This is a genomic window from Embleya sp. NPDC005575, from assembly GCF_040605455.1.
GTDB lineage: Bacteria > Actinomycetota > Actinomycetes > Streptomycetales > Streptomycetaceae > Embleya.
Genome location: NZ_JBEXCV010000145.1, coordinates 1 through 22,372, shown reverse-complemented (window position 1 = coordinate 22,372; position 22,372 = coordinate 1). Strand labels below are relative to the sequence as shown.

The window sequence follows — 22,372 nt, the reverse complement described above, 5'->3', positions numbered from 1 at the left end:
TCAACGTCCTGTGGGCCCTGCTGCGTGACGGACGGTGCTACCAGCCCACACCGCCGGTCACTCTCGCCGCTTGACAACAAGATTAGGAATCGAGGATCTGGCCCTGGCGGGTGACCACCGGCGGCTGCACGGACCACGGGAAGTTGATCCAGTCGTCGGTGTGCTTCCACACGTACTCGCACTTGACCAGCGACTGCGGCTTCTCGTAGACGACGGCGCAGCGCACCTCGGCGACGTTGCCCTCGCAGAAGTCCCGGACCAGCAGGAGCGTCTTGCCGGTGTCCGCGACATCGTCCGCGATCAGCACCTTCTTGTTCGAGAAGTCCACCACGTCCGGCACCGGCGCGAGCATGACCGGCATGTCCAACGTGGTCCCGATCCCGGTGTAGAACTCGACGTTGACCAGGTGCAGGTTCTTCACGTCCAGCGCGTACGCGAGCGCACCGGCCGCGAACACGCCGCCGCGGGCGATGGACAGGATGATGTCGGGCTCGTACCCGTCCTCCGCGACCTGCGTCGCCAGCTCACGCGTGGCCTGGCCGAAGAGCGGCCAAGTGAGGTTTTCGCGCACGTCACTCATGTCCGGGTATGCCTATCTTCGCTTCGGGAGGGTCGGTCGCGGGTGGTCGTCACGGTCGCGGCGCACGGCGTCGGCGGGGTCGCCGCCTCACCGCGACTAGTCGCGGACGTTCGTCCGGTGGAAGTCCTTGAACGAGCGGGAGGCGGTGGGCCCGCGCTGTCCCTGGTACCGCGACCCGTACACCGAGGACCCGTACGGGAACTCGGCCGGCGACGACAGCCGGAACATGCACAACTGGCCGATCTTCATCCCCGGCCACAGCTTGATCGGCAACGTCGCGACGTTGGACAACTCCAGCGTCACATGCCCCGAAAAGCCCGGGTCGATGAACCCGGCGGTGGAGTGCGTCAGCAGCCCGAGCCGCCCGAGCGAACTCTTCCCCTCCAACCGGGAGGCCACGTCACCCGGCAACGACACCACCTCGTAGGTCGAGCCGAGCGCGAACTCACCGGGATGCAGGATGAACGGCTCGCCCTCGGGCGGCTCGATCATGCGGGTGAGATCCGGCTGCTCGACGGCGGGGTCGATGTGCGGGTACTTGTGGTTCTCGAAGACCCGAAAGAACCGGTCAAGTCGAACGTCCACACTCGACGGCTGAACCATGGCCGGCTCGTAGGGATCGATCCGAACCCGACCGCAGTCGATCTCCGCGCGAATGTCCTTGTCCGATAGAAGCACGTGGAAAGGGTAATCGCAGGCCCCCGGATCCACCCAAACGCGCCGGACCACCCTGCCGCCCCACCCACCCCCACCGCGAATCGTTGCTGCAACCACGCGCGACCATCCGGTAGAGTGACCGTGCAGGGTTCCCCTTGGGGCGCCTGATGCGGGCGTAGTTTAATGGTAGAACATGAGCTTCCCAAGCTTAGAACGCGAGTTCGATTCTCGTCGCCCGCTCCATATGCGAAGGCCCAGGTCACGGACATGATCCGTAGCCTGGGCCTTCGTCGTTCCCGGGCTCGCTACGCCTCGCGTGCCAGATCCGTGCCAGATTGGCGATGATCTTGGGGCCGAGACTTCTTGATCCGCTTCGCGATCGAGTCCGCGATGGCTTGGTCGCGACCGGCGCGGGCGTGCTGGTAGATCAGGGCCGCGCGGGACGTTGACTGGCCCATGCGGTCCATCAGCTCGCGGAGAGTGGCGCCAGTCTCGGCGGCGAGGACGTTCCCGGTATGGCGTAGATCGTGGAAATGGAGATCGGTCAGGCCGAGGTGACGGCTCCCGCGTCGCCACACCCGGGTGAAGTTGCAGCGGCGTAGGGCCGCACCCTTCGGGCCAACGAAGAGCAAGCCGTCCGACTCCTTCTCGGCGAACCACTCCATGTGCCGACGCAGGTCGAGGAGGATCGGCGCGGGGATGGTGACGGTTCGCTTGCCGGCGGCCGACTTCGGCGGGCCGGTGACACGCTTTCCGTTGCTCATTTCGATGGCGGAGACATCGACACGGATGGTGCCGGCGTCGAGGTCCACGTGATCGCGCCGGAGGGCGGCGAGTTCGCCCCAGCGCAGGGAGCCGAAGGCGGCGAGGAGGACGAGGGCTCGGTAGCGCGGGCCGACACCGTCCGCGAGGGTGAAGACCTGTTCGAGGGTGAGGATCGGCCGCTCCGGGGCCTTCTCGTCACCTCCACCCTTGATACGGCAGGGGTTCCGGCGGATCAGGCCGTCGTCCACGGCGGTATTCATGATTGCGCGCATGAGTCGGTACGCCTTGGCGGTGGTCGACAGGCCAAGGCCGCCTTCCAGGCGCGTGGCACGCCAGCGGCGCACGTCGGCTTCCTTGATCGCCGGGATTGCCGCGTTGCCGAACGTGGGCTTCAGGTGGAGTCGGAACAGGATGCTGTACAGCTCACGAGTGCGCGGCCGGAGGTTTGGCCGCTCCTTGATCCAGGCCGTGGCGAACGTACCGAAGACCATGTCGCCGCGTGGGTCGATCCAGTCGCCGCGCCGCATCTCCGACTCGGTGTCGGTCAGCCATTCTTCGGCGGCAGTCTTGGTGACGAAGGTCCGGTCGGCGTTGATCAACTTGCCGGTCGGGTCTGGGTACCGCGCCTGCCACTTCTTGGACGGCAGTTGCCGAACCGCGCCGAAGCGACGACGCCTTCCTTTGTTGTTGGGCATCAAGCGGCCCTTCTGTGAGTCGTGTCGGATTCGACGCGTCCGGCTGAGATGAAGGCTTCGAGCGTGTCCATCGGTATGCGGACGTGGCGGCCGATCCGAACGAAGGTGATGCGTCGCTCTGCAATGAGGCGACGGACGAAGCGCTCGCCGACGTTGAGCCGGTCGGCGGTTTGGGGGACGGTCAGGAGCCGTCCCGGAGTGGTCTTCTCGCGCACGGAGCAAGTCCCCTCGCAGGTCTGGACTGTCAGGTCGCGTCCTGTTGGGGCCCGTGTGATGGGGACCTCGGCTGTGTTGTCTCGACACCGTTGGGCGTTTGGTCGGTGCGAGTCGGCCTGTGGCGGCCGTTGCCGAATATTGGTCGGGTGGTGCATTGGTCCGGTCGGGTGCGCGGGGAGCCGTCTTGCGCACCCGACCGGGGTGTGGGGGTCAGGCCGCTTCGTCGCGCGCGGCGATGTGATCCAGCTCGGCACAGAGGCCGTTGGCGAGGAGCGTGGCCAGGCGGTGGACTGCGTCGGCGGGGACGGGGCCGAGGTTGACCAGGCCGTCACCATGGACGTTCACTTCCGCCTTGAGCGCTCCGAAACCGTCGTCCAGGCCGGCTGTTGTGAGGTGTTTGGCGAGTTCGGTCGTGGCGTTGTTCGCCGTGCGCCAGCCACGGACGTAGGGGATGCCGGCGTGCAGGACCTCGGCAAGTGGTGCGCAGGTTCGAGCGTTGTCGGCTGCGGGGCGCATGGCGATACCTCCTGTCAGGCGGCCTTCTTCTCTGCTGCGGCGAGAAGTTCGGCGAGCCGGGTGGCGGCTTCCGGTGTGGTGCGGCCGAGTTCGACGAAGCCGTGGCCGAAGGCGTTGACGTCGGCACGGAGGTAGGGGAAGTGCTCGGCGAGGTTGGCGGCGATCAGGACGTCTCGCAGAGCAACGACGGCGGACCGTGCTTCGTACCAGGCCGTGGTGTCGATGGGCGACCAGGAGGCCGCGTCCGGGTCACTCATCGTCCGTTCCCTCGGCTGCGGCGGACAGGTTGCGTGACGCGATCAGGAGGTGGCCGGCGAGCAGGGCGACCGCGTCACGGTCGAGGGTGGATTCTTCGGTGGGCTTGCCGAGCCACTGGTAGCGGTCTCCGGTTTCGACACCCGGTCCGGGGACGAGGAGGTATCCGCCGGTCGAGAGGTATCGGTAGGACACGTCCCCGCGCAGAACCGTCAATGCGCCCACGAAGAAGGGCTCGCCGACCGGCGCGATGAGGAAGGCGACTTTCCGTGCCCTGTGGTCGATGGCGGACGGCGGAGCTTCCGAGCCGAGACGCCGGTACCAGTCGACCGCTTCGATCCCCAACCGGTCCGCCACGACGACCGCGTCAAAGACGTGGCCGGTCGCCCACAACCGAGGCCCCCGAGGGTGTTCGGTCCCGTCCGAGTTGCCCATGGCTGCGAGCAGCCAAGCGCCGGCGGATTCACTCGCCTGACGAAGCGTCATGTTCATCTCCCGAAGCCCGCCGGTCGCTCCGACCGGGCACCACCAAGGTGCGCCGGCGGCACCGGTCCGAGGCAGACGGCAAGGGATGACAAGGGGTGACACGCCCTGTCACCTCAGCGCACGCCAAGCAAGATCAACTCACTGCGACACTTTGACGACGCTTCGTGCGCGCGAGCATGATGGCTGAATCTGGCTCCGCTTCAGGGGAGGCGATTCGTGGTGCCAACCACCACGCCGTACCGAGCCGATCTTCTGCGCGCGGCTCGTAATCGCCTCGGCTGGAAGAAGCCACGTCTCGTCTACGCCCTCCGCCAGGCCGCCGCGCAGGAGGGCCGCTCGCTGCCCACCGACGCATCGCTCTTGCGGAGCATCGCCCGGTGGGAGAACGGCCAGACGCACCCGACCGACTATGTCGAGTTACTGGTGGAGGTCTACGGCGAACCGGCCCACCGTCTCGGGTTGGTCGATGTCCCGGCCACGCAGGAGACTCCCGGAACGGCCTACCCCACCACCCCCACCGACGGAATCGAGTCCCTCGCGGCATTGTGGCGCGCCGATCTCGCGCCCGGTAGCGACGTGCAGGCGCTGTCCCCCGACCCGGCCGCCTGGAACGCGGCACCACTCGCGTGGCTGGTCTCCGGCGGGCAAGAGCAGTTGCCGAATTCCCGAACACGCACGCAAGTAGGCGCATCAGACGTCGAAACCGTCCGCGCGACCGTCGACGTGTACGCCGACCTGGACAACCGCTTCGGAGGCGGACACGGCCGCCGAGCCTTGATCCAGTACCTGGACGGCGACGTTGCCGAATTACTGACCGCCCGTAGCACGGAGCCCGTAGGCCGTGCCCTGTTCGCCACGGTCGCCGAAGCCACCCTGCTCGCCGCGTGGATGAGCTACGACAGCGGCCACCACGGCTTGGCCCAGCGCTACTTCATCCAAGCCCTGCGCCTGGCCCAGACCGCCGAGGACCGCTGCCTCGCCGGAAGCATCCTGTCCGCGATGAGCCACCAGGCCACCTACCTCGGCCGCTTCACCGAAGCCGCCAACCTTGCTCGCGCCGCGCAGCTCGGCACCACAGGGCACGCAACCCCGACCCTGACCGCCCAGTTCCTCGCGATGAAGGCCCGAGCCCTCTCCCGCCTCGGCGACCACGCAGCCTGCAACGCCGCCCTGACCCGAGCCACCACGATCTTCGAGCGCAACAATCCCGGCGAAGACCCGGAGTGGATCGGCTACTTCGACCAGACGGAGCTATCCGCCGAACTCGGCCACTGCTTCCGCGACATGCGCCAGGCCCAACAGGCCACCACGTACGCGGAACTGTGTCTCGGCGGCACCGACGGCCGCTACATCCGCAGCGACTTCTTCGCGACCATGGTCCTAGCCGAAGCCCACCTGGCGGCCGGCGAACTCGAACGCGCGTGCCGAACGGCGTTGGACGCCCTAACGATCGGCCGCCAACTCAAGTCCGCCCGCTGCGTCTCCTACCTGGCTGCTTTCCGCAAGAAGCTGGACACGCGCAGCGACTCAACCGCAGTTGCCGAATTCCTGGAAGAGGCCGCCGGCTACCGCATGTGGCAGCAAGCCGCAGGCTGAACCACCCTCAGAACGGCTTCCAGCCGTGCCGGTCTCCACCGGACCGCAGGTCCGAGATCCGCCGCTCGACCTCCGCCGAGACCTCGGCGTCACCGGCCATGTTCTGCGTCAGCCACACGGTCATCATCAGCTCACGCATGTCCGCCAGGACCGGGTAGCCGTACCAGTTCATAACGTCGAACCCGTAGGCGTTCACGAACGCCTCGTACTCGGACCGGGTGTGCCATCCGTACCGCTCGTAGTACATCGCGGTCAGCACCAGGTCCCACTCACGCGGCCCAAGCGCGAACCCATCCAGGTCGATGAGGACCGCCCGCCCCGCTTCGTCAACGAGCGCGTTCCCGACGTTCGCGTCTCCGTGCACAAGCCCGAAAGGAAGCACGAACTCCAGAGCGTCGTACCGCTTCCGCAGTTCCTCGGCCCGCTGCCGAAGAAACCCACGGTCGTCATCGCCCAACCCCACCGCGGCGTCGATCCGCCCCCAAGTCGCCGCCAACGGCTCCAGATACGGAAGCCCCAACGACGCCGGTTCCTCCAGCCAATGCAACCGCCGCAGCAGTTCAGCCAGCGCGACCACGCCCGCGAAGCGCTCCTCCTCGGCCACAAGCTCCCAGAACGTCACCACCCGCCCATCGACCACGAGCGGTTGCCGAATCCGCGACGTGACGCGCACCGCCGGGAACCCCACCTCGGCAAGCCACCGAGCCGCAGCCACAGTCCGCTCATGCGCATCAACCCGGTCCGCCGACCGAGCCACCCGCACCACAAGAGGATCGCTTAACCGAAAGACAGCGTTCTCCCCAAGCCGCAGCAGAGACGCCCCCTCAGCGCTCAGCCCAGCCACAGCACACGCCGAGCCCAACACCGCCCGCGCATGCTCCGCAGTAATCGCCCCACCGGCCCCAGACACCCCGCCATCCGCCATACCGCGAAGCTACCCGCAACAGCCCCCAAGCCGACCAGCCATCGCCACCCAATCGACCACTGCCGAATTTAGCTCTACTAGATCAAGGCGGCGCGCGGGACGCACGCCGTTGCCTGCTCTGGGTGGGGCACGCCGGGCGTGCGGCGTGGCCGCCGGTCCCGCCGCGCCCCACCCAGAGCAGACAGGGGACTGGGTCGGGTCCGCAACGATCGAGTCTTTGCCTTCGTGGCGATCGTCGTGGACCCCTGCCAGGGGCAAGACCAGGGGGCCAGGGGAGCCAGAAACCGGGTGGGGAGGCTGCGGCCCCCCTTCGCCGGAGCAGCGTATGGCCCCCTGATCATGCCCCTGCCCCACCGATCACCACGAAGGCAAACACTCGCCCGCAGCTCGCCTCGCGTCTCGCGACGCAGGGAAGGCACCAACTCAAGTGCCGGGCGTCATCGCATCCGCATCACGGCGACTTTTTGCAGATCGCCACATGGGGCCGAAACATCCGCTGGGATGTTGACAGCCCGCCTACGGAAGGAAGTCCATGCCGAAGCCCCACTCAGAGATCGTGGTCCCCGTTGATAGTCGACAGTTGTCCGGCGTCACCCAGTGGCAACTCAGGTGTCCGTCGTGCGGCGCAAGCTCCATCGATCGAGCCGGCATCGGGCCAGATCACGAATCGATTGTTGTTCACCCGGATCGTGATGACTACGACAGCCCGCTTGGCACACGAGGCGGCTATGTGCGCATCGACCTTGTATGCAGCACAGGCCACGAATTCGCGTTCGTCATCGGCAACCACAAGGGCGAGGAGTACATCGGTCTCGTCTCGACGTAAAGCACGAGGTCCCCGCTTCGGCCGGGAGATTCGCCGTGCCAGATGCGTGCCAGAACGGGTGAGCACCTGCGGTCACCAGGGGGTACTCACGGGCCTTTGAGTCGTGAGTACCGGCCGAAAGATGAGGCTGGCCACGGGGCGTCTCCGCATGCCGGGGGAACGGCGCTTCCCAAGCTTGGAACGCGAGTTCGATTCTCGTTGCCCGCTTCAGAAAGTGAAGGCCCAGGTCGCGGAGATGGTCCGTAGCGTGGGCCTTCGTCGTTCCCGGGCTCGCTACACCTCGCGTGCCGGACAAGCGAGACTCGGCGCCCCTGAAGCTGACGGGTGCCTGAGAGTTGTCCCGTAACTGATCTTTGGCATGAAGGCGGTTGGTCAGGACTTGATCCTGGGGACCACCGGTGGGCTCCGTCGCCAGGGTTGCGGCGTTCTCGTGGACTTGTCCGGATTACTTGATGTCCAAGTAGCCCAGGTTGCAGCTGGTTTGCGGGTGGATCCGCCTGGGGAAATGAGCGGCGGAGTCCCCCTGGTATGTTGCGCCACCCCGACCGGCGGGGCGAGCCGGTGCCGCGTCAAGTTTCGTACGCCAGTGGGCCGTTGAGCGTCGCGGTGTAGACGCGTCAGCTGTCTGCACAATTCTTGATGGAACCTGCGCCCCACCGCCGCACGATGGGCCGGCCGCCACCGCAAATCCGGCGAGGCCGCGATGGTCGACCGATCCTCCAGGCCGCACCGCAGCCCGCGCCGGACGCCCACCCGCACCGAGCGCCGGATCCTGAAGGTCCGCGTGCTCCGCCGCTGGGGACCCGCCCGCATCACCCAGCCCCCTCGGGCCGGCCCGGCCCATCGCGCACCGCGTCCCGACCCGCTGCCGTCTCGCCCGCTGGGCCCGTCCCGCCCGCGCGACCGCGCGGGTGGTCCGCCGCTACGAGCACGCGGCGCCGGGTGACCTGGTCCACGTCGACGTCACGATTTCGGCGGGCGTGGGGACGAGGTTCGGCGGGGTTGGGGAAAAGCGGGCGGTTCGGGGGTCGCGTTCGTCGCCGAAGTGGTGGGTCAGGATGGAGTACAGGTCGGGGCGGCGGCCCTTGAGCCAGCGGCGGCCGGTGGACATCGGGATCAGCGACAGGTCGATGTCGGCAGTGACCATGGTGTCTTCGGGAGCCCAGGTTTCGGTGAGGATTCGGCCGTAGGGGTCGAGGATCATCGCGTTGCCGGTACGGACTTCGTCGTCGTCGCGGCCCACGCCGTTGCTGAAGATCAGAGCCAGGCCGTTGTCGTGGGCCCGGGCGGGAAGCCAGCGCATCAGCCAGGCTCGGCCGCTTTCGCCGCGGAAGGCCGCTTCGATGGCAGCGGGGTCGCGGTGGCGGGCCTCCCAGAGGGTCATCGGGATCGGGTGCATGGAGTGCGGACTGCGGGAGGCGGTGCCGCCGGTTTGGTGCGGGGCGACCAGGATCGAGGCGCCGAGGAGGGCGGTGGCGCGCACGTTCTCGACGAGGTTGTTGTCCCAGCAGATGAGGATGCCCACGCGCGGGCCCCATGGGGTGTCGAAGACGGTGTAGCGGTCGCCGCTGGAGATCGCCTCGTGCTCGAAGGCGTGCAGTTTGCGGTGGCAGTGGACTCGGCCGTCCGGCAGGCAGACGGCGTACGAGTTGTAGAGGCGGCCGTCTGCCTCGTTGATTTCGAGGAAGCCGAGGCCAGCGGCTACACCCAGCTCGACGGCGAGGCGGCGGACGTGGCCGACGGACGGGCCGGAGAGCGGCTCGGCGAGTTCGCGAAGCCGGTCGGGGGTGTGGCGGCGCAGATGCCAGTAGCCCAGGAGGCACATCTCGGGGAGTACGACCAGGCGAACCTCGTCGGCGACGGCCTGCCGGACGAAATATTCGACACGGGCGAGGTTGTAGGACTTGTCATCGGGGCGGGGCTCGAACTGTACCGACGCACAACGCAGCAATTGGTCCATGGATGGCTCCCGCTCGTGGGTCTGGACGGATCCGGATCCGGGTCCGGGTCCGGGTCCGGGTCCGGGTCCGGGTCCGGGTCCGGGTCCGGAGCTGGGCTTGGGCCCGGCGCTCGATCTTGGTCGCGTCAGGTGTGACTGTTCACGGGCACCCGTCGGCGTCGGAACCGGTAGGTGGCCCAGGTCTGACGGGCGCACACGGGCAGGTTCGGCCCCGTACCGGCGGCGGCGGATCAGTGCTCGTAGGCCCGGGCCGGTGCCTGCGAGGTCAGGACCGGCACTTGTCGGCTCGGTCTGCGTATCGGCGTGTTCACCTCCGCTGCCTGAGGGTCCCGGTGCGAACGCATCGGCGTGTTCGGTTTCGGTGCCTGCGAGTCCGGCCTCGGTTCCTTGGCCGGATCCACGCCTTACGGAACCCGTTCGGTGCTCGTCGGTCCGAACGGCACCTACGGCCCCGCCCCGGTGTTCGTACGTCCGTCTTGGGCCCGAACGCCCGGCCCGGACGCGTGGTCCCGCCCTCGTGCCGGCCGGCCGGCGCCGTACCTGTCAATCCCCTGTCCGCCTCCATGAGAGTCGACGAGCGCAGTTCCGGTCCAATGAATGTTTGGGGGGCTTCGACAACTCGGTGGAATGGGTCGCGGCCTACCCTTCGGGCATGGATGTGCGGTTGCTGCGGGCGCTTGTGATGGTGGCGGACTGCGGTGGGTTCGGGGTGGCGGCGGGGCGGCTGTCGATCACTCAGCCGGCGCTGACCAAGCGGATCCAGGCTCTGGAGGCCGAAGTCGGCGGCGCGTTGTTCGTGCGGGGGCGACAGGGGGCCGAGCCGACCCGGCTGGGAGCAGCCCTGTTGCCGGAGGCGCGGGATCTGGTGCGGCGGGCCGACCTGTTGACCCGGCGGGCCGCGCAGTTCAAGCGTGGAGAGGCGGGGAGCCTCGCGGTCGGGTTCGGGCTGTCCGGGATCGATCTGGCACCGCAGGCCGTGGCGGCGTTCCGGCGGCGCTTTCCGGGAGTCCGGATCACGTTGGAGGACATGTCGTCCGACGCGCAGGTCGAGGCGGTACGGGCCGGCGACCTCGATGTGGGCTTCGTACGCCTGCCGGCGCCGGACGACCTGGGGCGGCTCGTGGTCCTGACCGACACCCTGGCTGTGGCGGCGCCCGGGGATCAGGATCCACCGCCGACGGATCCGGTCGGCGTCGCCGCGTGGTTGCGGGGGCGTCCGGTGGTGCGACTCACTCGGGCCAAGGGTCCCGGGCTGGTACGGCAGATCGAGTCGTTCGAGGAGGCGTTCGGGGCTCGGCCCGAACTCGTTCAGGAGGCGTCCGACCTCCAGACGGTGCTTGCTCTCGTCGCGGCCGGCGTCGGCGCGGCCTTGGTCCCGGCCGGCGCCGCCGACATCGCGGCGCCCACCGCGACCGTCACCCCGATCGCCGCCGACGACGCGTCCGACACGTTCGACGCGGTCGCCTGGCGTATCGGCGCCATCTGGAACCGGACCCCGGCACGAGCCACCCGGGCACGAGACAACTTCCTCACCGTCGTCCGAGCCCTCGTCGATCAGCGCACCCGCGACCGCGCCACCGCCACCGCCACCGCCACATCGAACCCACCATCTGCCCAACGCCCCGACCGGTCACCGGGTTCGAGCCGTACGCAGCGGATCGCCACGGAGGATCAGCGCTGGTAGCGGGCATGCAATGCGACAAATCAGCCGGCGGATACCCGAAGATCATCACCATTCGGTCTTCACCCGACGACCGCGGCGCTCGGCGCTACCCGGGCCCCACGCATATCCGAGGCGGGCCCTCTCCGGAACCAGGAATGGACCGGCCGGCCGGCCGGGCGGGCGCGAGTAATCAGCGGTTGACCAGGCAGAAGGGGTGTCCCGCCGGGTCGACGAGTACCCGCCACCTGTCCTCGTTGGGCTGGTGATCCGACTGGGCGGCGCCCATTCGCCTCGGCTTGCCCGCGTCCGAGCCATCCCGATGGGCCGGCGCCCGGCACCGACGCCGGGCGAACTCGGCGGTGGCTGCGTGCGGCAAGGGCACGCAGGCCGGCAGGTGACGGGCGGGGCCCTGCGGGCGGTTACTTCTTGGCCAGGCGGGCGCGGGTCAGTTCCGGGGTGTCCGGGGAGCGCGACTCGACGGTGGCTCTCAGGTCGGCGAGCGTCTGAGCGGCCAGTTCGTGGCGCCATGCGAGGTCGGCTCGGGACATGGCCTGGGCGATGGCGCAGGAGGTGCGGTAATCGGCCGTGGGGTCGGCGTCGGGGCCGTTGTGCAGGATCTGTTGGCAGCGGAAGGCGGGGTCGGGGCCCTCGATCGCGACGACCACGTCCATCAGGGTGATGTCCTTGAGGGCACGGGCGAGGCGGAAGCCGCCGCGTGGGCCGGAGGTCGAGGTGACGATGCCGGCCCGGGCGAGCGCCTGGAGTTGCTTGTTCAGGTACGCGGCGGGCAGGCCGTAGAACGCGGCCAGTTTCGTGGCCGTGACGGCCGTGCCCGATTCGGCCCACGCCAGGTTCAGGCAGCTGTGCAACGCCCACTCCACGCCTTCGCTCATGTGCATATGCTGGACGCTACCCATCCAGAATACTCGGGACAACCTCGATCACCCATCGGGGTGATGGTCCGAGACGGTGGATCGACGAGTCGTCGGAGCCGTCTTGCCCGGCCCGGGCCACCGCGAGCGACGGTGGCGGCGGGTCCTGCGCAGGGGCCTAAAGGGCTTGGTCGGCGAGTTGTTCGAGGCGTCTTGCTCGGGCGGCGCCGTCGAGGGGCGTGGGGTCGGTGCCGGTGCGGCAGTGTCGGCACAGGTCGCCGGGGGTGAGAGCGGGGCCGGGACGGCCGCAGTCGGAGCATTCCACCAGGCGCGGGCGGCGCGACTGGGTCGGGATCACGGGGTGTTTCGGGGCCTTGGTCAGGCGGTAGTGCAGCAGGCCGGTCTTGATCGCGCGCCCCGGCGATGGCAGGTCCTCGGTGAGTTCGCGAAAGACCTCGGCCTCGGTGTCGCCGTCGGCGAGCCGGGCCACAAGGAAGGGTACGAGGGTACGCAACTCCCGTTCCTTGAACGCCAGTCGCTCATCCGCGTCGGCAAGGGAGCGCAGCAGCGCGAGAGCGCGTACGGCGGGATCCTCGACGGGCGCGGCAGCCGGCGCGGGCGCATCCCCGGCCGCGCGCGGCCCGGACCACTCGCTGAGACGACCGAGCAGCCGCCCGGTCGCGGAGTCTCGTAAACGCTTGGCCACCACGATGCCGGCCTCGGTGAGTTCACGAAGCACGCGGCGGGCGATGTGGGCGCCCACGTCGAGGAGTTCGCGGATGGTGTCGACGGTGAGCGGAGTGCCCGCAGGCATGACGTGGTAGCGGAGGGCCGCTTCCAACGCGCGTCCCGAAAGGGCGCCGTATTGGGCCAACACGGTGACGACAGGGTCCTGGACAGTGGTGTGGGCATCGATACCCTGGGATGCAGCCATGGCGAGGTATTCGTTCTTCCTCGTTCGGTGGTCAGGCCCTCGTACCGGTGTTCGTAGCACTGGCGGGGGCCGACTTACGTTTCGGACACCGAACAGCACACAGTGCAACGATGCCCACCGTCAATCACCCTCGCGAGTGACGCTGCCGCGCCGCTCCCGCACTGCTGCCCCCACCCAGGGCCGGCCGCCGCCTCGGAGAGGCGGCCGGCCTAGTGGGTTCTGGAGAGCGCCTCTCCCGCACAACGGAAAACCGCACCCACGGCCTGACCTCGACAAACGGCCGACCCCTTGGAGCACCGCTCCGTACAGCGGATTTCATGCGCATCGGTAAACCCGCGCAGCGGGAATCTCGGCGCCCTGAAGCCGATGGTTCGCCGCCACGTCGGGTCTGTCGAGCAAGGCTCTGGACGCGGACATGCCAACGTCCCCGGTGGTTCGGGAGAACCACCGGGGACGTCAGAGGAGTTCAGGGGAGTTCGGAGGGCTTTGAACGTCGGAGCCGCCGGAAACCGCCGGTAGCCGTCAGTGAACGTCAGAGGACATCAGAGAACCACCAGTGCACGTCAACCGCGCTTCGGCGCTCCAGTGCACTGCAACCGCCGGAAGCCCACCGTGCCCTACTGCCGCCAGCGCGGGTCCGCAGCGATCGCCCGGAGTTGGTCGAGGCTCAGCGCCGGTTCGACCCGGGACGGCTCGGGCTTCCCGACGGGAACCTCGACCAGGGTTCCCTCGGAGTCCTGGTCCGCGCTCATGACCATGCCGGGCCCGGCATGGTTCCCCGCGCTGACCCAGACCGTGCGCCCGTCCGGATAGCGCACGCTCGCGCGCCACTGGAGGAACTCCGGCGGAGCGTTGCCCACCGGTTCCCGCACGGCGAAGGTCGTGGTGCCGTCGGGCAGCGTCTGGGTGCGACAGTCCGCCCGGCCGGCGCATGCCTCCAGCGGCTCGTCGGTGATACGCACACTCGCCGTGACGTCCGACCGCCCCTGTGCGTCGTTGATCACGACCGTCGCACCGTCCTCCGGTTCCCCCTTCGAGGTGATGTTCGTGCCGGCCGGCAGCAGACTCTCCAGGACCGCGAGCATGCGCTCGTCCGGAGTGGGAAGCGCGGTCACGGCCCGCTCCCAGCGGGCATCCGTCGCGATTCGGGTGAGGTCCTCGATCGTCAGCCGCGGATCCTCGTGGATCCCGATCTCACCCTTGGCCGACCCGATGTGCTGGTCCCGAACCCCACCGCTGTAGACGCCGACCGCGATCCGGCCGCCGTCCGGGCGATCCAGGAACACCCGCCAGAATCTCTGTCGGGCCTCCCCCCACGCATCGAGGTGGATCTTGGTGACGGTCAGCTTGGAGCCGTCCGCCCTCCTGGTGGTCTTGCACTCGTCGTAGGGTCGACGCCCGTCCACCGCCCCACAGTCGGTGAGCCGGGAGTCCGCAGTGCCGGGGGCCGGCCGGGAGAGCTTGACCTCGACACCGGATCTGCCGCCCGCGTCGGAGTACACGAGGTTCGCGACCGGGTTCTTGGCGATCATCCGCGGCTCCCCGGGATTGAGTTGCGAACCCGCACCCGAGACGTCGCTCACCTTCCCTTTGGCCGGCACCAGGCTCTTGAGCACGGAGATCATCTGGTTCCCGGTCACGGGCCACCCCGTGGGCAGTTCCGCGTCCGGCACCGTGCGGCGGGAGGCAGGCGCGGCATCCGCCTCCAGACCCCTGTCGAGGGCGATCCCACCGCTCACTGCGGCAACCGCCAGCGCGCACGCGGCGGCGCCGAGCCGGATGCGCCGAACCCGGCGGAGTTGCCTGCCGCGCGCCACACCCCGCGAAATCACCTCCGGGTCGTACGTCGGGAAGTCATCGACCACGGCCCTCAAGGCACCTGGGAGGACCTGCTCGAAGTCGGGTTCGTGGTACGGGAGTTGACTATCCGGATCCTGGGAGGCTGAACCAAAGCGGTCAGCGGCCACGATGCGATCACCGGTCCTTTCGGAAGGAGCCCGGGGGCTCCGTATGGGCGCGTAAACGTGGGTAGACGTGCGGAAGTACCAAAACGCCGCAGGTGGGCGGGCGCATGCTCCACGCGGTGGGACTTTCGGGTCGGCACGCGCACGAGCCGGCCGACCCGCGGACGTACCGACGGGCGCCCGCGCGGCCGGGTCGGCGCACCGCTCGGGCCCGTCGGCCTCACGGGCGATCGAGGGTCAGCCCGGCCAGTTGATCGCCGAGCAGCCCGCGAAGCCGATCCAGTGCGCGGTGCGAACGCACCCGTACCGCCCCCTCGGACAGGTCCAACATCTCGGCGGTCTGCCCCACCGAGCGGTCCTCCCAATAGCGCAGGACCAGCACGGCCCGATCCCGTGGCGCGAGTGCGGCCAGGCCGTCGAGGAGGGTGAGCCGCAGCTCGGGATCCCCCGTCGCGCGGTCCGCGTGCTCGGGCACGGAGTCGGTCATGCGCTCGGTGGAAGCCTTGCGGCGCTGTTGGGCGAAGTAGGTGCGCAGCAGGGTGGTGTGCGCGTACGCGAACGGCCACTCCATCCGGCTGATCTTGCGCCACCTCGGATAGAGCTTGCCGAGGGTCTCCTGGAGGAGATCCTCGGCGGCGTGCCAATCCCCCGAGGTGAGAAGGCACGCGGTACGGAACAGCCTGCGGCTGTGCGTCGCGGCGAACTCCTGGAAGTCCGCGTCACTCGCACCTGGCATGCGAAGGCCCCCGTTCATCGACGTCACCAGGGGCAATGAGGTGGACCCGCTGATCCGTTACGCCCGCTCGACCGCGTTCCTGGTTTCCGGTACCCACCGGGTTGGGCAGGCTCGATGCGCGCGTACCCACGCGGTACTTCGGAGTTCGGGAGAGGCGACCAGATGGCCAAGATCAAGGGGAGCGTGAAGTGGTTCAACGAGGCCAAGGGATTTGGCTTCATCAGCCCGGAGGACGGCAGTAAGGACGTCTTTGTGCACTTCAGTGCGATCCAGGGCAACGGCTTCAAGACGCTCGCCGAGGGCCAGTCGGTCGAATTCGAGATCCAGGACGGCCAGAAGGGCCCGAGCGCCGCCAACGTGCTCGCCATCTGACCCGAAGGACCGCGGGCACCCGATCGCGGCCACGGGCTCGGTCCGCCGACTCGTGGCCACGACGGCGCCGCCGAGCGAGATCGCTGCCGGCGGACCGGGGCTCCGGGCCCCAGCCTCCGGCCCGGCCCCGGCGGCGACCCCGGGCTTCGGCGTCCGCCCCGGCGCGAGCTACGCCAGATACCGCTCGATCGTTTCCACCTTCGCCGTCAGCCCGTCCACAACCCCGTCGCGGATGTCCGCCTTGAGCACCATGCTGACCCGATTCGAGTGCGCCTTGACCGCCTCGACGGCCTCCTTCACCACGGCCATCACCTCGTCCCACTCACCCTCGATCGAGGTGAACATCGCGTCGGTGCGGTTCGGCAGCCCGCTGGCCCGCACCACCCGGACGGCTTCCGCGACCGCCTCGCCGACGTCTTCACCGACACCGAGCGGGGACACCGAAAACGCGACGATCACGACAACACCTTCCGCAGACCGAACACCGACGCCCCAGCCTAGGACGAGCCGGCTACGCGACCTCGAACGCCGCCCGCAGGGCGCGGCGGATGTCGGCCGTCGCGCGGCGCGAGACATCGGCGGCCGGGATGGCGTTGGAGCCGTGGAAGGTACCCGGGCGGTGGTGGAGCTCGACCCGGACGCCGGCGCGGATCAGCCGGCATGCGTACTCGATCGCCTCGTCGCGCAGCGGGTCCAGCTCGTTGGCGGTGATGTACGCCGGAGGCAGGTTCGTCAGGTCCTCGGCGCGAGCCGGCGCCGCATACGCGGTGGGCTCGGCGCCGGCCAGGTAGTACTGCCAACTCAGGCTCGCCTGCCGCCGGTCCCACAGCGGTGCCGTCTCGAATTCGCGCATCGACGGGGTGTCCAGGCGGTCGTCCAGCACGGCCGTGTCGAGCACCTGGTGCACCAGTGCCGGCCCACCCTCGTCCCGCGCCCGCAGTGCCAGCGCCGCAGCCAGACCGCCGCCCGCGCTGACCCCGCCCACCGCGATCCGTGTCGGGTCGGCGCCGAACGAGGACGCGTACTCGGCCACCCAGCACAGTGCCGCCCAGGCGTCCTCGAAGCCGGCCGGGAACGGGTGCTCGGGCGCAAGCCGATACTCCACACTGACCACGACACAGCCGACCTCCAGCGCGGTGGCCACGCAGCTGCCGTCCGAGCTGTCGATGTCGCCGAACACGAAGCCGCCGCCGTGGAACCACACCAGCACCCCGAGCGCGCCGTCCGGTCCGGCCGGCGCCGCCGCGTCCTTGGGCGCGTAGATCCGCACCGGTACGCCCCCGGCCACGATCCGGTCCTCGACCAGCAGGTCGTCCGGCCGCCGCACCGGCTGGGTGCGGGCCCGCTGCGCCGCGCGGAAGGCCGCCGGGTCGGCGATGTCCACGGTCGGCAGGTACGGGAGGACCGCGAGCAATTCGGGGTCTATGCGGTGTTCCATGCCGCGGAAACTAGCAGCGGATGCCGGCAACTTCTATGACGGTCCGTCAGATCCGGCGGAAGCGAGGCGGAAGTCACTCCGTCGGCGGTACCGGCCCAGCCCCCGGGCGACCGCCCCCGACCTGGGAAATCCGCTTTCACCCGGACCACCCGCGGCCGCACCATGTGGCCATGAACGCCATCCCCACCACGACGCTCTGGCGGCCGACCGGACCGGCCGAGTTGGAGCTCGTGCGCGAGTCCGGCTGGACCGCATGGCCGGCCAGACTGCCCGACCAGCCGATCTTCTATCCGGTGCTGAACGAGGACTACGCGATCAAGATCGCGCGCGATTGGAACGTGCCGGCCTCCGGTGTCGGCTACGTGACCCGTTTTCGGATCGAGACCGAGTTCGTGATCCGCTATCCGGTGCGACAGGCGGGCGGGCGGACCATCCTCGAACTGTGGGTACCAGCAGCGGAGTTGGTCGAGTTCAACCGGCACATCGTCGGTCCGATCGAGGTCGTGCACGAGTTCCACTGACCCGCGCGCGGCCGGTTCCGGCCGGCCGCGCCCAGGTCACCGCGCCGGCGGTGGCACCTGCTCGGCCGCCCATTCCGCCCACTCGCGCTGCACCTGCGACAACCGCAGCCCGTACTCCAGCGCGATCCGCCCGTACACCGACAGCGGGCCGTCGTCCCACTCCACATTCGCCTGCACCGCCCGCAGCCCCGCATGGGTCGCGGCCGCGGCCGCGGCCTGTGCGGCGAGGTAGTCCCGGGCCTCGACCGGATCCAGCGTGTCCAGGAAGAAGACCCGCAGGAGCATGCCGCTGCGCCGGACCCGCTCGGGCTCGACCTCGACCAGCCAGTGCCGCAGCTCGGTCCGCCCGCTCGCGGTGATCGAGTATTCCTTGCGGCCGCGCGGGCCCTCGGCGGTCACGTCGAGCAGGCCCTCGGCGGAGAGTTTGCCCAGTTCGCCGTAGACCTGGCTCTGGGTGGCCGGCCACACGTTGGCCAGCGACGTTTCGAATGCCTTCAACAGGTCGTAGCCACTGGCCGGCCGGTTGGCGAGGAGTCCCAGGAGGGCGTGACGGAGGCTCATGACCGAGACTTTACCACTCAGAATTGACATGTCGAAATAGGAACGTCCATTATTGACCTGTCAGCACCGCAGGGTCGAGCCAGGGGAACCCCATGAACTACGTACGCAACTTCGCACCGTGGATCGTCTTCGCCGCCATCCCCTCGACGAACTGGCAGTGGGGCGCCCTCGCCGCCCTGGTCGTCACCGTCGCGATGGCCGCCCAGGACCACCGGGCCGGCCGCGGCGTCGACCTGCTCGCCTACAGCAGCGCGGCCTTCTTCCTGGTGCTGACCCCGATCGCGTTCGCCGCCCCCGACGCCGCCTTCCACCGCTACGTCGGCGCCGCCTCGTTCGGGTGGCTCGCGATCACCGCGTGGGGCTCGCTGGCCGTACGCAACCCGTTCACCCTGGTAATCGCCCGCCGCTCCACCCCGCGTGAGATCTGGAACCTGCCCGGCTTCCTGCGGGTCAACATGGTGATCACCGCCGTCTGGGCGGCGAGCTTCACGGTCACCGCGCTCGCGCTCTACCTGGTCAAGGCCAACGACGTCGCCTCGTCCCTGGCGATCGCCGTGCAGGCCGCCGGATTCGTGGTCCCGGCGCTGTTCACCGCCCGCTACCCGGCGATCGTCCAGGCTCGGCACGCCGGCTGACCCGCGACACGGAACCAAGCACGTTGTCGCCTTCGCACAACCGCCAGGAGCCCGCATCATGACGCCGTTCCACCTCACCGGCAACCATGCCCCGGTCACCGAGGAGCGCACCGAGACCGCGCTGCGGGTCACCGGTGAACTCCCCGCCGCACTCACCGGTTCCTACCTGCGCAACGGCCCCAACCCGCGGACCCCCAGCGGCCACTGGTTCCTCGGCGACGGCATGGTGCACGGCGTGCGCCTGACGGCCGGCCGGGCCGCGTGGTACCGCAATCGCTACGTGCGCACGAACAACTTTCACAGCCGTGCCCCGCTCCGCCGCGCCGACGGCACCCGCCTACTGGCCAACGGCGTCGCCAACACACACGTGGTCCGGCACGCCGGCCGCACGTTCGCGCTCGTCGAGAGCTCGTACCCGTACGAACTCACAGAGTCGTTGGACACGATCGGCCCGTACGACTTCGCCGGCCGGCTGCGCACCGCGATGACCGCGCACCCCAAGACCTGCCCGACCACCGGCGAGCTGCACTTCTTCGGATACGGATCCCTGGTCCCGCCGTATGTGACCTACCACCGCGCCGACGCGGCCGGTGAACTCGTGGTCAGCCGCGACCTGGACGTCCCCGGCCACACGATGATGCACGACTTCAACCTCACCGCCGCACACGTGGTGTTCATGGACCTGCCGGTGGTGTTCGACCTGGACCGCGCCCGGGCCGGAACCATGCCGTATGCCTGGGACGAGGGCTACCTCGCGCGGGTGGGCGTGCTCCGGCGCGACGACCCGCACGGCACCGTGCGCTGGTTCGGCATCGACCCGTGCTACGTCTTCCACACGCTGAACGCGCACGACGAGGGCACCGACCGAGTCGTGCTGTACGTCATGCGCCGGTCGCACCTGTACCGCAAGGACGAGCCGGACGGCGCCGCGACGTTGTGGCGGTGGACGATCGATCTGGCCACCGGGACCGTGCGCGAGGAGCAACTCGACGACCGGCCCTCGGAGTTCCCGCGCGTGGACGACCGATTCGCCGGGTTGTCCGCGCGCCACGGCTTCACCGTGACCGAGCATGCGGTGCTGCGCTACGACCTCACCGACGGGACGGCGCTCGCCCACGACTTCGGCGCCGGTCGCACGCCCGGAGAGGCGACGTTCGTGCCCGCCGACGAGCGACCGGGCGGGCCCGGCTGGCTACTCACCTACGTCTACGACGCGACGACCGACACCAGCGACCTGGTCGTGCTGGACGCGGACGACCTCGCCGCCGATCCGGTGGCCACCGTGCATCTGCCCTGCCGGGTCCCGTTCGGGTTCCACGGCAACTGGCTTGCGGATCAGTCGTGACTCGGGCCCGACTGCGCCCGGCCTGCCCGACTCCGGCTCAGGACGGCGCCGTTCGGTGGCTCAGCCACGCCTGGACCGGCCAATGATCGGACGGGCAGCGGCCGTCCCTGGTCCAGGTCAGCGTGCGCGCGTCGACCACGTCGAAATCGGCGGTGGCCAGGATCCAGTCGATCCGCTCGCCGTCGACCGGCGGTTCCCAGTTGTTGTAGGTCCGGATCGTGTCGGCCGGAGCCGCGTCCCGCAGCAGCCCGCCCGCAGTCACGGTCGCATACGGCTCGCTGTCGGTGCCGACGTTGAAGTCGCCCACCACGATCGCCGGTTCACCGGCGAACCGGCGCGCCAACAGAGCCCGCAGCGCGTGCGCGCTCTTGCGCCGGGCGTTGGCCGAGACGTGATCCCAGTGCGTGTTCACGAAGGCGAACTCGGCGCCGGAGCACAGATCCCGGAAGCGAACCCAGGTCATCATCCGGGGATGCTGCCAATTGCCCCACGTGCGTGATCCGATCAGGCGCGGGAACGCCGACAACCACACGTGGTCGAAGGCCAGCGGCTCCAGGCGCTGGACGTCGTAGAAGACCGCGGCGAACTCGGACCCGCTGCCCCCCTTGCGCCCCAGACCGATCCAGTCGTACCCGGTCCGCAGTTCGCGGGCCAGCGGCCGGAGCTGATGCCAGCGCCCCTCCTGGGTGCCGAGCACGTGCGGACGCTCGCGGCGGATCAACTCCACCACGAGCGGAAACCGCTCCTGCCACGAGTTCGGCGCCGGATTCTCCGGGCCGCGCAGATTGAACGTCATCACGTGCAGCGGATCGCTCATGTGCTGGGGACTACCACCGCGACGACCATCGCACGCCGGATGTCACCCGCCACCCATACATGTTCGAAGTACGACCGCCGGGCCCGACCGTCGTGCGGCCCGGTCCGTTCGGCCCCGACTCAGCTGAACACGTCGCTGACCGCGTTGACGCCGGCCGTGACGAAGTGGTCGACCAGCTCGGAGAGCGAGGACGCCACCTGGGTACCGGACAACATCACCCCGGCCACGAAGGCCAGTACCAGGCCACCGATCTTGTAGTTCTTGTGTGTGACCAGGTAGAAGAGAATGAAGATGATCAGGATCGGGACACCGACGGTCACCCCACGACCGACGCTGCTCGTCTCGGTGGTCACCGCCGATTGGAGCTCGACGATGGAGTCGGGCGCGGCAGCGGCCACGGCGCTCAGCGACATGTGCATGATTCCCCTCCGGTCCTGCGGTCGTCCGCCGGTCCCTGTTTGCCTTGGCGTACCCGTGATATGACGGTTCGTAAGCTACTCACGGCGCACGCACCGTCATCCGCCACCGATGGGGATGGATGCGCCGGCCATCAGACCGGCGAGCACCCAGGCCCAGCGCATGAGCCGCAGCAGCGGCCATTTCGCGCTGACGATCACGACCCAGAAGCCCATCATGAGCCACAGGCAGAAGGCCGCCATGAAGCTCGCCTGCGATGAGCAGCTCACCAGGAGCCCCGCACCGTAATAGGCGGCGAATCCGGCGGGAACCAGCATGACCAGATCGGTCCCACCGAACGGGCCCCGAGTGGGTCCGACACTCCCATCGGCACCGCCCGCGAACGGCGGCTGCACCTTGGGTATGCCCGAACTCCCACCCTGTGTACCGGAATCGGCGGATCCGTTGGCATCGTCCGCGGCGCCGGCCGCAGGACCTCGGCGGACGAACCTGGCCGGCCCGGTGGCGGTCGAGCGGCCCGCGGTCCCAACGCGGTCAGCCTGAATTCGGCCAACTTCCAGCTCGCCCGGATCGTCGGCCCCGCGGTCGGCGGCCTGCTGATCACCGCGATCGGCACCGGC

The 22,372-nt window shown here is 69.1% G+C and carries 26 protein-coding genes, 1 tRNA gene and 3 pseudogenes; 10 read left to right on the top strand and 20 right to left on the bottom strand.

Going from position 1 to position 22,372, the window contains the following annotated elements; genetic code table 11:
- Positions 1-82: 82 nt before the first annotated feature.
- Both ABZS54_RS33800 and dcd read right to left on the bottom strand, forming a co-directional pair.
- Positions 83-580 carry a phosphoribosyltransferase gene (locus tag ABZS54_RS33800; RefSeq protein WP_355544928.1) on the bottom strand — a complete coding sequence of 166 codons (498 nt, stop codon included), beginning with the start codon at positions 578-580 and terminating at the stop codon, positions 83-85.
- Positions 581-676: 96 nt separating this feature from the next.
- The gene (gene dcd / locus ABZS54_RS33795) at positions 677-1,258 is read right to left on the bottom strand and encodes a dCTP deaminase (RefSeq protein ID WP_355544925.1); all 582 of its coding nucleotides are present in this window, start codon (positions 1,256-1,258) and stop codon (positions 677-679) included.
- A gap of 148 nt (positions 1,259-1,406) precedes the next feature.
- Between dcd and ABZS54_RS33790 the strand changes: the two genes are divergently transcribed.
- Positions 1,407-1,480 (top strand) — tRNA-Gly (locus ABZS54_RS33790).
- Positions 1,481-1,542: 62 nt separating this feature from the next.
- Here ABZS54_RS33790 and ABZS54_RS33785 read toward each other — a convergent pair.
- From ABZS54_RS33785 to ABZS54_RS33765, 5 genes are all read right to left on the bottom strand, one after another.
- Positions 1,543-2,601, bottom strand: coding sequence for a site-specific integrase (locus tag ABZS54_RS33785; protein ID WP_355544922.1), 1,059 nt, complete (start codon positions 2,599-2,601; stop codon positions 1,543-1,545).
- A 95-nt stretch (positions 2,602-2,696) separates the two neighbouring features.
- The gene (locus tag ABZS54_RS33780) at positions 2,697-2,912 is read right to left on the bottom strand and encodes a helix-turn-helix domain-containing protein (protein ID WP_355544919.1); all 216 of its coding nucleotides are present in this window, start codon (positions 2,910-2,912) and stop codon (positions 2,697-2,699) included.
- A gap of 211 nt (positions 2,913-3,123) precedes the next feature.
- Complete coding sequence (locus ABZS54_RS33775; protein WP_355544916.1) at positions 3,124-3,429, bottom strand: hypothetical protein; 306 nt, start codon at positions 3,427-3,429, stop codon at positions 3,124-3,126.
- Between the two features lie 14 nt (positions 3,430-3,443).
- Positions 3,444-3,686 (bottom strand): hypothetical protein, encoded by a 243-nt coding sequence (locus tag ABZS54_RS33770; RefSeq protein ID WP_355544913.1) that lies wholly within the window; start codon positions 3,684-3,686, stop codon positions 3,444-3,446.
- Positions 3,679-4,170, bottom strand: a complete 492-nt coding sequence (locus ABZS54_RS33765) for a hypothetical protein (protein WP_355544910.1) — start codon at positions 4,168-4,170, stop codon at positions 3,679-3,681. The genes ABZS54_RS33770 and ABZS54_RS33765 overlap by 8 nt, the downstream gene beginning before the upstream one ends.
- 216 nt (positions 4,171-4,386) lie before the next feature.
- Here ABZS54_RS33765 and ABZS54_RS33760 point away from each other — a divergent pair, with 216 nt between their 5' ends.
- Positions 4,387-5,766, top strand: coding sequence for a hypothetical protein (locus ABZS54_RS33760; RefSeq protein ID WP_355544907.1), 1,380 nt, complete (start codon positions 4,387-4,389; stop codon positions 5,764-5,766).
- Positions 5,767-5,773: 7 nt separating this feature from the next.
- On the opposite strand, the gene ABZS54_RS33755 is transcribed toward ABZS54_RS33760, so the two are convergent.
- On the bottom strand, positions 5,774-6,691 hold the full coding sequence (locus ABZS54_RS33755; RefSeq protein ID WP_355544904.1) for an aminoglycoside phosphotransferase family protein: 918 nt from the start codon (positions 6,689-6,691) through the stop codon (positions 5,774-5,776).
- Between the two features lie 532 nt (positions 6,692-7,223).
- Between ABZS54_RS33755 and ABZS54_RS33750 the strand changes: the two genes are divergently transcribed.
- Complete coding sequence (locus tag ABZS54_RS33750) at positions 7,224-7,517, top strand: hypothetical protein (RefSeq protein ID WP_355544901.1); 294 nt, start codon at positions 7,224-7,226, stop codon at positions 7,515-7,517.
- 655 nt (positions 7,518-8,172) lie between these two features.
- Positions 8,173-8,482: pseudogene (locus tag ABZS54_RS33745) on the top strand (leucine zipper domain-containing protein); the annotation flags it as partial.
- Here ABZS54_RS33745 and ABZS54_RS33740 read toward each other — a convergent pair.
- Positions 8,440-9,477 (bottom strand): nitrilase family protein, encoded by a 1,038-nt coding sequence (locus ABZS54_RS33740; RefSeq protein WP_355544899.1) that lies wholly within the window; start codon positions 9,475-9,477, stop codon positions 8,440-8,442. The pseudogene ABZS54_RS33745 and the gene ABZS54_RS33740 sit on opposite strands and share 43 nt — an antisense overlap.
- A 652-nt stretch (positions 9,478-10,129) precedes the next feature.
- Between ABZS54_RS33740 and ABZS54_RS33735 the strand changes: the two genes are divergently transcribed.
- Positions 10,130-11,161: a LysR substrate-binding domain-containing protein gene (locus ABZS54_RS33735; RefSeq protein WP_355544897.1), complete on the top strand. Its 1,032-nt coding sequence runs from the start codon at positions 10,130-10,132 to the stop codon at positions 11,159-11,161.
- A gap of 169 nt (positions 11,162-11,330) precedes the next feature.
- Here ABZS54_RS33735 and ABZS54_RS33730 read toward each other — a convergent pair.
- From ABZS54_RS33730 to ABZS54_RS33710, 5 genes and pseudogenes are all read right to left on the bottom strand, one after another.
- Positions 11,331-11,426 (bottom strand): annotated as a pseudogene (locus tag ABZS54_RS33730) (VOC family protein); the annotation flags it as partial.
- A 133-nt stretch (positions 11,427-11,559) separates the two neighbouring features.
- Positions 11,560-12,039: an Rrf2 family transcriptional regulator gene (locus ABZS54_RS33725; protein WP_355544894.1), complete on the bottom strand. Its 480-nt coding sequence runs from the start codon at positions 12,037-12,039 to the stop codon at positions 11,560-11,562.
- Between the two features lie 151 nt (positions 12,040-12,190).
- Positions 12,191-12,946, bottom strand: coding sequence for a hypothetical protein (locus tag ABZS54_RS33720; RefSeq protein ID WP_355544891.1), 756 nt, complete (start codon positions 12,944-12,946; stop codon positions 12,191-12,193).
- 617 nt (positions 12,947-13,563) lie between these two features.
- Positions 13,564-14,811: a hypothetical protein gene (locus ABZS54_RS33715; protein ID WP_355544888.1), complete on the bottom strand. Its 1,248-nt coding sequence runs from the start codon at positions 14,809-14,811 to the stop codon at positions 13,564-13,566.
- 319 nt (positions 14,812-15,130) lie between these two features.
- A complete protein-coding gene (locus ABZS54_RS33710; protein ID WP_355544885.1) occupies positions 15,131-15,646 on the bottom strand; it encodes a SigE family RNA polymerase sigma factor in 516 nt (171 codons plus the stop codon).
- Between the two features lie 162 nt (positions 15,647-15,808).
- Between ABZS54_RS33710 and cspE the strand changes: the two genes are divergently transcribed.
- Positions 15,809-16,018, top strand: coding sequence for a transcription antiterminator/RNA stability regulator CspE (gene cspE / locus ABZS54_RS33705; RefSeq protein ID WP_355544882.1), 210 nt, complete (start codon positions 15,809-15,811; stop codon positions 16,016-16,018).
- 168 nt (positions 16,019-16,186) lie between these two features.
- On the opposite strand, the gene ABZS54_RS33700 is transcribed toward cspE, so the two are convergent.
- Both ABZS54_RS33700 and ABZS54_RS33695 read right to left on the bottom strand, forming a co-directional pair.
- Positions 16,187-16,477, bottom strand: coding sequence for an MTH1187 family thiamine-binding protein (locus ABZS54_RS33700; protein ID WP_355544879.1), 291 nt, complete (start codon positions 16,475-16,477; stop codon positions 16,187-16,189).
- Positions 16,478-16,529: 52 nt separating this feature from the next.
- Positions 16,530-17,456 carry an alpha/beta hydrolase gene (locus ABZS54_RS33695; protein WP_355544876.1) on the bottom strand — a complete coding sequence of 309 codons (927 nt, stop codon included), beginning with the start codon at positions 17,454-17,456 and terminating at the stop codon, positions 16,530-16,532.
- A 170-nt stretch (positions 17,457-17,626) separates the two neighbouring features.
- Here ABZS54_RS33695 and ABZS54_RS33690 point away from each other — a divergent pair, with 170 nt between their 5' ends.
- A complete protein-coding gene (locus tag ABZS54_RS33690; RefSeq protein ID WP_355544873.1) occupies positions 17,627-17,977 on the top strand; it encodes a hypothetical protein in 351 nt (116 codons plus the stop codon).
- Between the two features lie 36 nt (positions 17,978-18,013).
- Here the strand turns inward: ABZS54_RS33690 and ABZS54_RS33685 are convergent, their stop codons facing one another.
- On the bottom strand, positions 18,014-18,538 hold the full coding sequence (locus ABZS54_RS33685; protein ID WP_355544871.1) for a PadR family transcriptional regulator: 525 nt from the start codon (positions 18,536-18,538) through the stop codon (positions 18,014-18,016).
- Between the two features lie 92 nt (positions 18,539-18,630).
- On the opposite strand from ABZS54_RS33685, the gene ABZS54_RS33680 reads away from it, so the two are divergent.
- The gene (locus ABZS54_RS33680; protein ID WP_355544868.1) at positions 18,631-19,173 is read left to right on the top strand and encodes a hypothetical protein; all 543 of its coding nucleotides are present in this window, start codon (positions 18,631-18,633) and stop codon (positions 19,171-19,173) included.
- A gap of 58 nt (positions 19,174-19,231) precedes the next feature.
- Positions 19,232-20,518: a carotenoid oxygenase family protein gene (locus ABZS54_RS33675; RefSeq protein ID WP_355544865.1), complete on the top strand. Its 1,287-nt coding sequence runs from the start codon at positions 19,232-19,234 to the stop codon at positions 20,516-20,518.
- A 37-nt stretch (positions 20,519-20,555) separates the two neighbouring features.
- Here ABZS54_RS33675 and ABZS54_RS33670 read toward each other — a convergent pair whose 3' ends face one another.
- The 3 genes from ABZS54_RS33670 to ABZS54_RS33660 form a co-directional block, all read right to left on the bottom strand.
- Complete coding sequence (locus tag ABZS54_RS33670) at positions 20,556-21,335, bottom strand: endonuclease/exonuclease/phosphatase family protein (RefSeq protein ID WP_355544862.1); 780 nt, start codon at positions 21,333-21,335, stop codon at positions 20,556-20,558.
- 119 nt (positions 21,336-21,454) lie between these two features.
- Positions 21,455-21,754 (bottom strand): hypothetical protein, encoded by a 300-nt coding sequence (locus ABZS54_RS33665; RefSeq protein ID WP_355544859.1) that lies wholly within the window; start codon positions 21,752-21,754, stop codon positions 21,455-21,457.
- A gap of 96 nt (positions 21,755-21,850) precedes the next feature.
- Positions 21,851-22,069, bottom strand: a complete 219-nt coding sequence (locus ABZS54_RS33660) for a hypothetical protein (RefSeq protein ID WP_355544856.1) — start codon at positions 22,067-22,069, stop codon at positions 21,851-21,853.
- A gap of 210 nt (positions 22,070-22,279) precedes the next feature.
- Between ABZS54_RS33660 and ABZS54_RS33655 the strand changes: the two are divergent.
- Positions 22,280-22,372 (top strand): annotated as a pseudogene (locus ABZS54_RS33655) (MFS transporter); the annotation flags it as partial.

Bases quoted from the DNA above. Each gene is read 5' to 3' on its own strand.
- ABZS54_RS33800 (WP_355544928.1), bottom strand. From the start codon at position 580: ATGAGTGACGTGCGCGAAAACCTCACTTGGCCGCTCTTCGGCCAGGCC.
- ABZS54_RS33775 (WP_355544916.1), bottom strand. From the start codon at position 3,429: ATGCGCCCCGCAGCCGACAACGCTCGAACCTGCGCACCACTTGCCGAG.
- ABZS54_RS33770 (WP_355544913.1), bottom strand. From the start codon at position 3,686: ATGAGTGACCCGGACGCGGCCTCCTGGTCGCCCATCGACACCACGGCC.
- ABZS54_RS33765 (WP_355544910.1), bottom strand. From the start codon at position 4,170: ATGACGCTTCGTCAGGCGAGTGAATCCGCCGGCGCTTGGCTGCTCGCA.
- ABZS54_RS33755 (WP_355544904.1), bottom strand. From the start codon at position 6,691: ATGGCGGATGGCGGGGTGTCTGGGGCCGGTGGGGCGATTACTGCGGAG.
- ABZS54_RS33750 (WP_355544901.1), top strand. From the start codon at position 7,224: ATGCCGAAGCCCCACTCAGAGATCGTGGTCCCCGTTGATAGTCGACAG.
- ABZS54_RS33740 (WP_355544899.1), bottom strand. From the start codon at position 9,477: ATGGACCAATTGCTGCGTTGTGCGTCGGTACAGTTCGAGCCCCGCCCC.
- ABZS54_RS33735 (WP_355544897.1), top strand. From the start codon at position 10,130: ATGGATGTGCGGTTGCTGCGGGCGCTTGTGATGGTGGCGGACTGCGGT.
- ABZS54_RS33725 (WP_355544894.1), bottom strand. From the start codon at position 12,039: ATGCACATGAGCGAAGGCGTGGAGTGGGCGTTGCACAGCTGCCTGAAC.
- ABZS54_RS33720 (WP_355544891.1), bottom strand. From the start codon at position 12,946: ATGGCTGCATCCCAGGGTATCGATGCCCACACCACTGTCCAGGACCCT.
- ABZS54_RS33710 (WP_355544885.1), bottom strand. From the start codon at position 15,646: ATGCCAGGTGCGAGTGACGCGGACTTCCAGGAGTTCGCCGCGACGCAC.
- cspE (WP_355544882.1), top strand. From the start codon at position 15,809: ATGGCCAAGATCAAGGGGAGCGTGAAGTGGTTCAACGAGGCCAAGGGA.
- ABZS54_RS33695 (WP_355544876.1), bottom strand. From the start codon at position 17,456: ATGGAACACCGCATAGACCCCGAATTGCTCGCGGTCCTCCCGTACCTG.
- ABZS54_RS33690 (WP_355544873.1), top strand. From the start codon at position 17,627: ATGAACGCCATCCCCACCACGACGCTCTGGCGGCCGACCGGACCGGCC.
- ABZS54_RS33685 (WP_355544871.1), bottom strand. From the start codon at position 18,538: ATGAGCCTCCGTCACGCCCTCCTGGGACTCCTCGCCAACCGGCCGGCC.
- ABZS54_RS33680 (WP_355544868.1), top strand. From the start codon at position 18,631: ATGAACTACGTACGCAACTTCGCACCGTGGATCGTCTTCGCCGCCATC.
- ABZS54_RS33675 (WP_355544865.1), top strand. From the start codon at position 19,232: ATGACGCCGTTCCACCTCACCGGCAACCATGCCCCGGTCACCGAGGAG.
- ABZS54_RS33670 (WP_355544862.1), bottom strand. From the start codon at position 21,335: ATGAGCGATCCGCTGCACGTGATGACGTTCAATCTGCGCGGCCCGGAG.
- ABZS54_RS33665 (WP_355544859.1), bottom strand. From the start codon at position 21,754: ATGCACATGTCGCTGAGCGCCGTGGCCGCTGCCGCGCCCGACTCCATC.
- ABZS54_RS33660 (WP_355544856.1), bottom strand. From the start codon at position 22,069: ATGCTGGTTCCCGCCGGATTCGCCGCCTATTACGGTGCGGGGCTCCTG.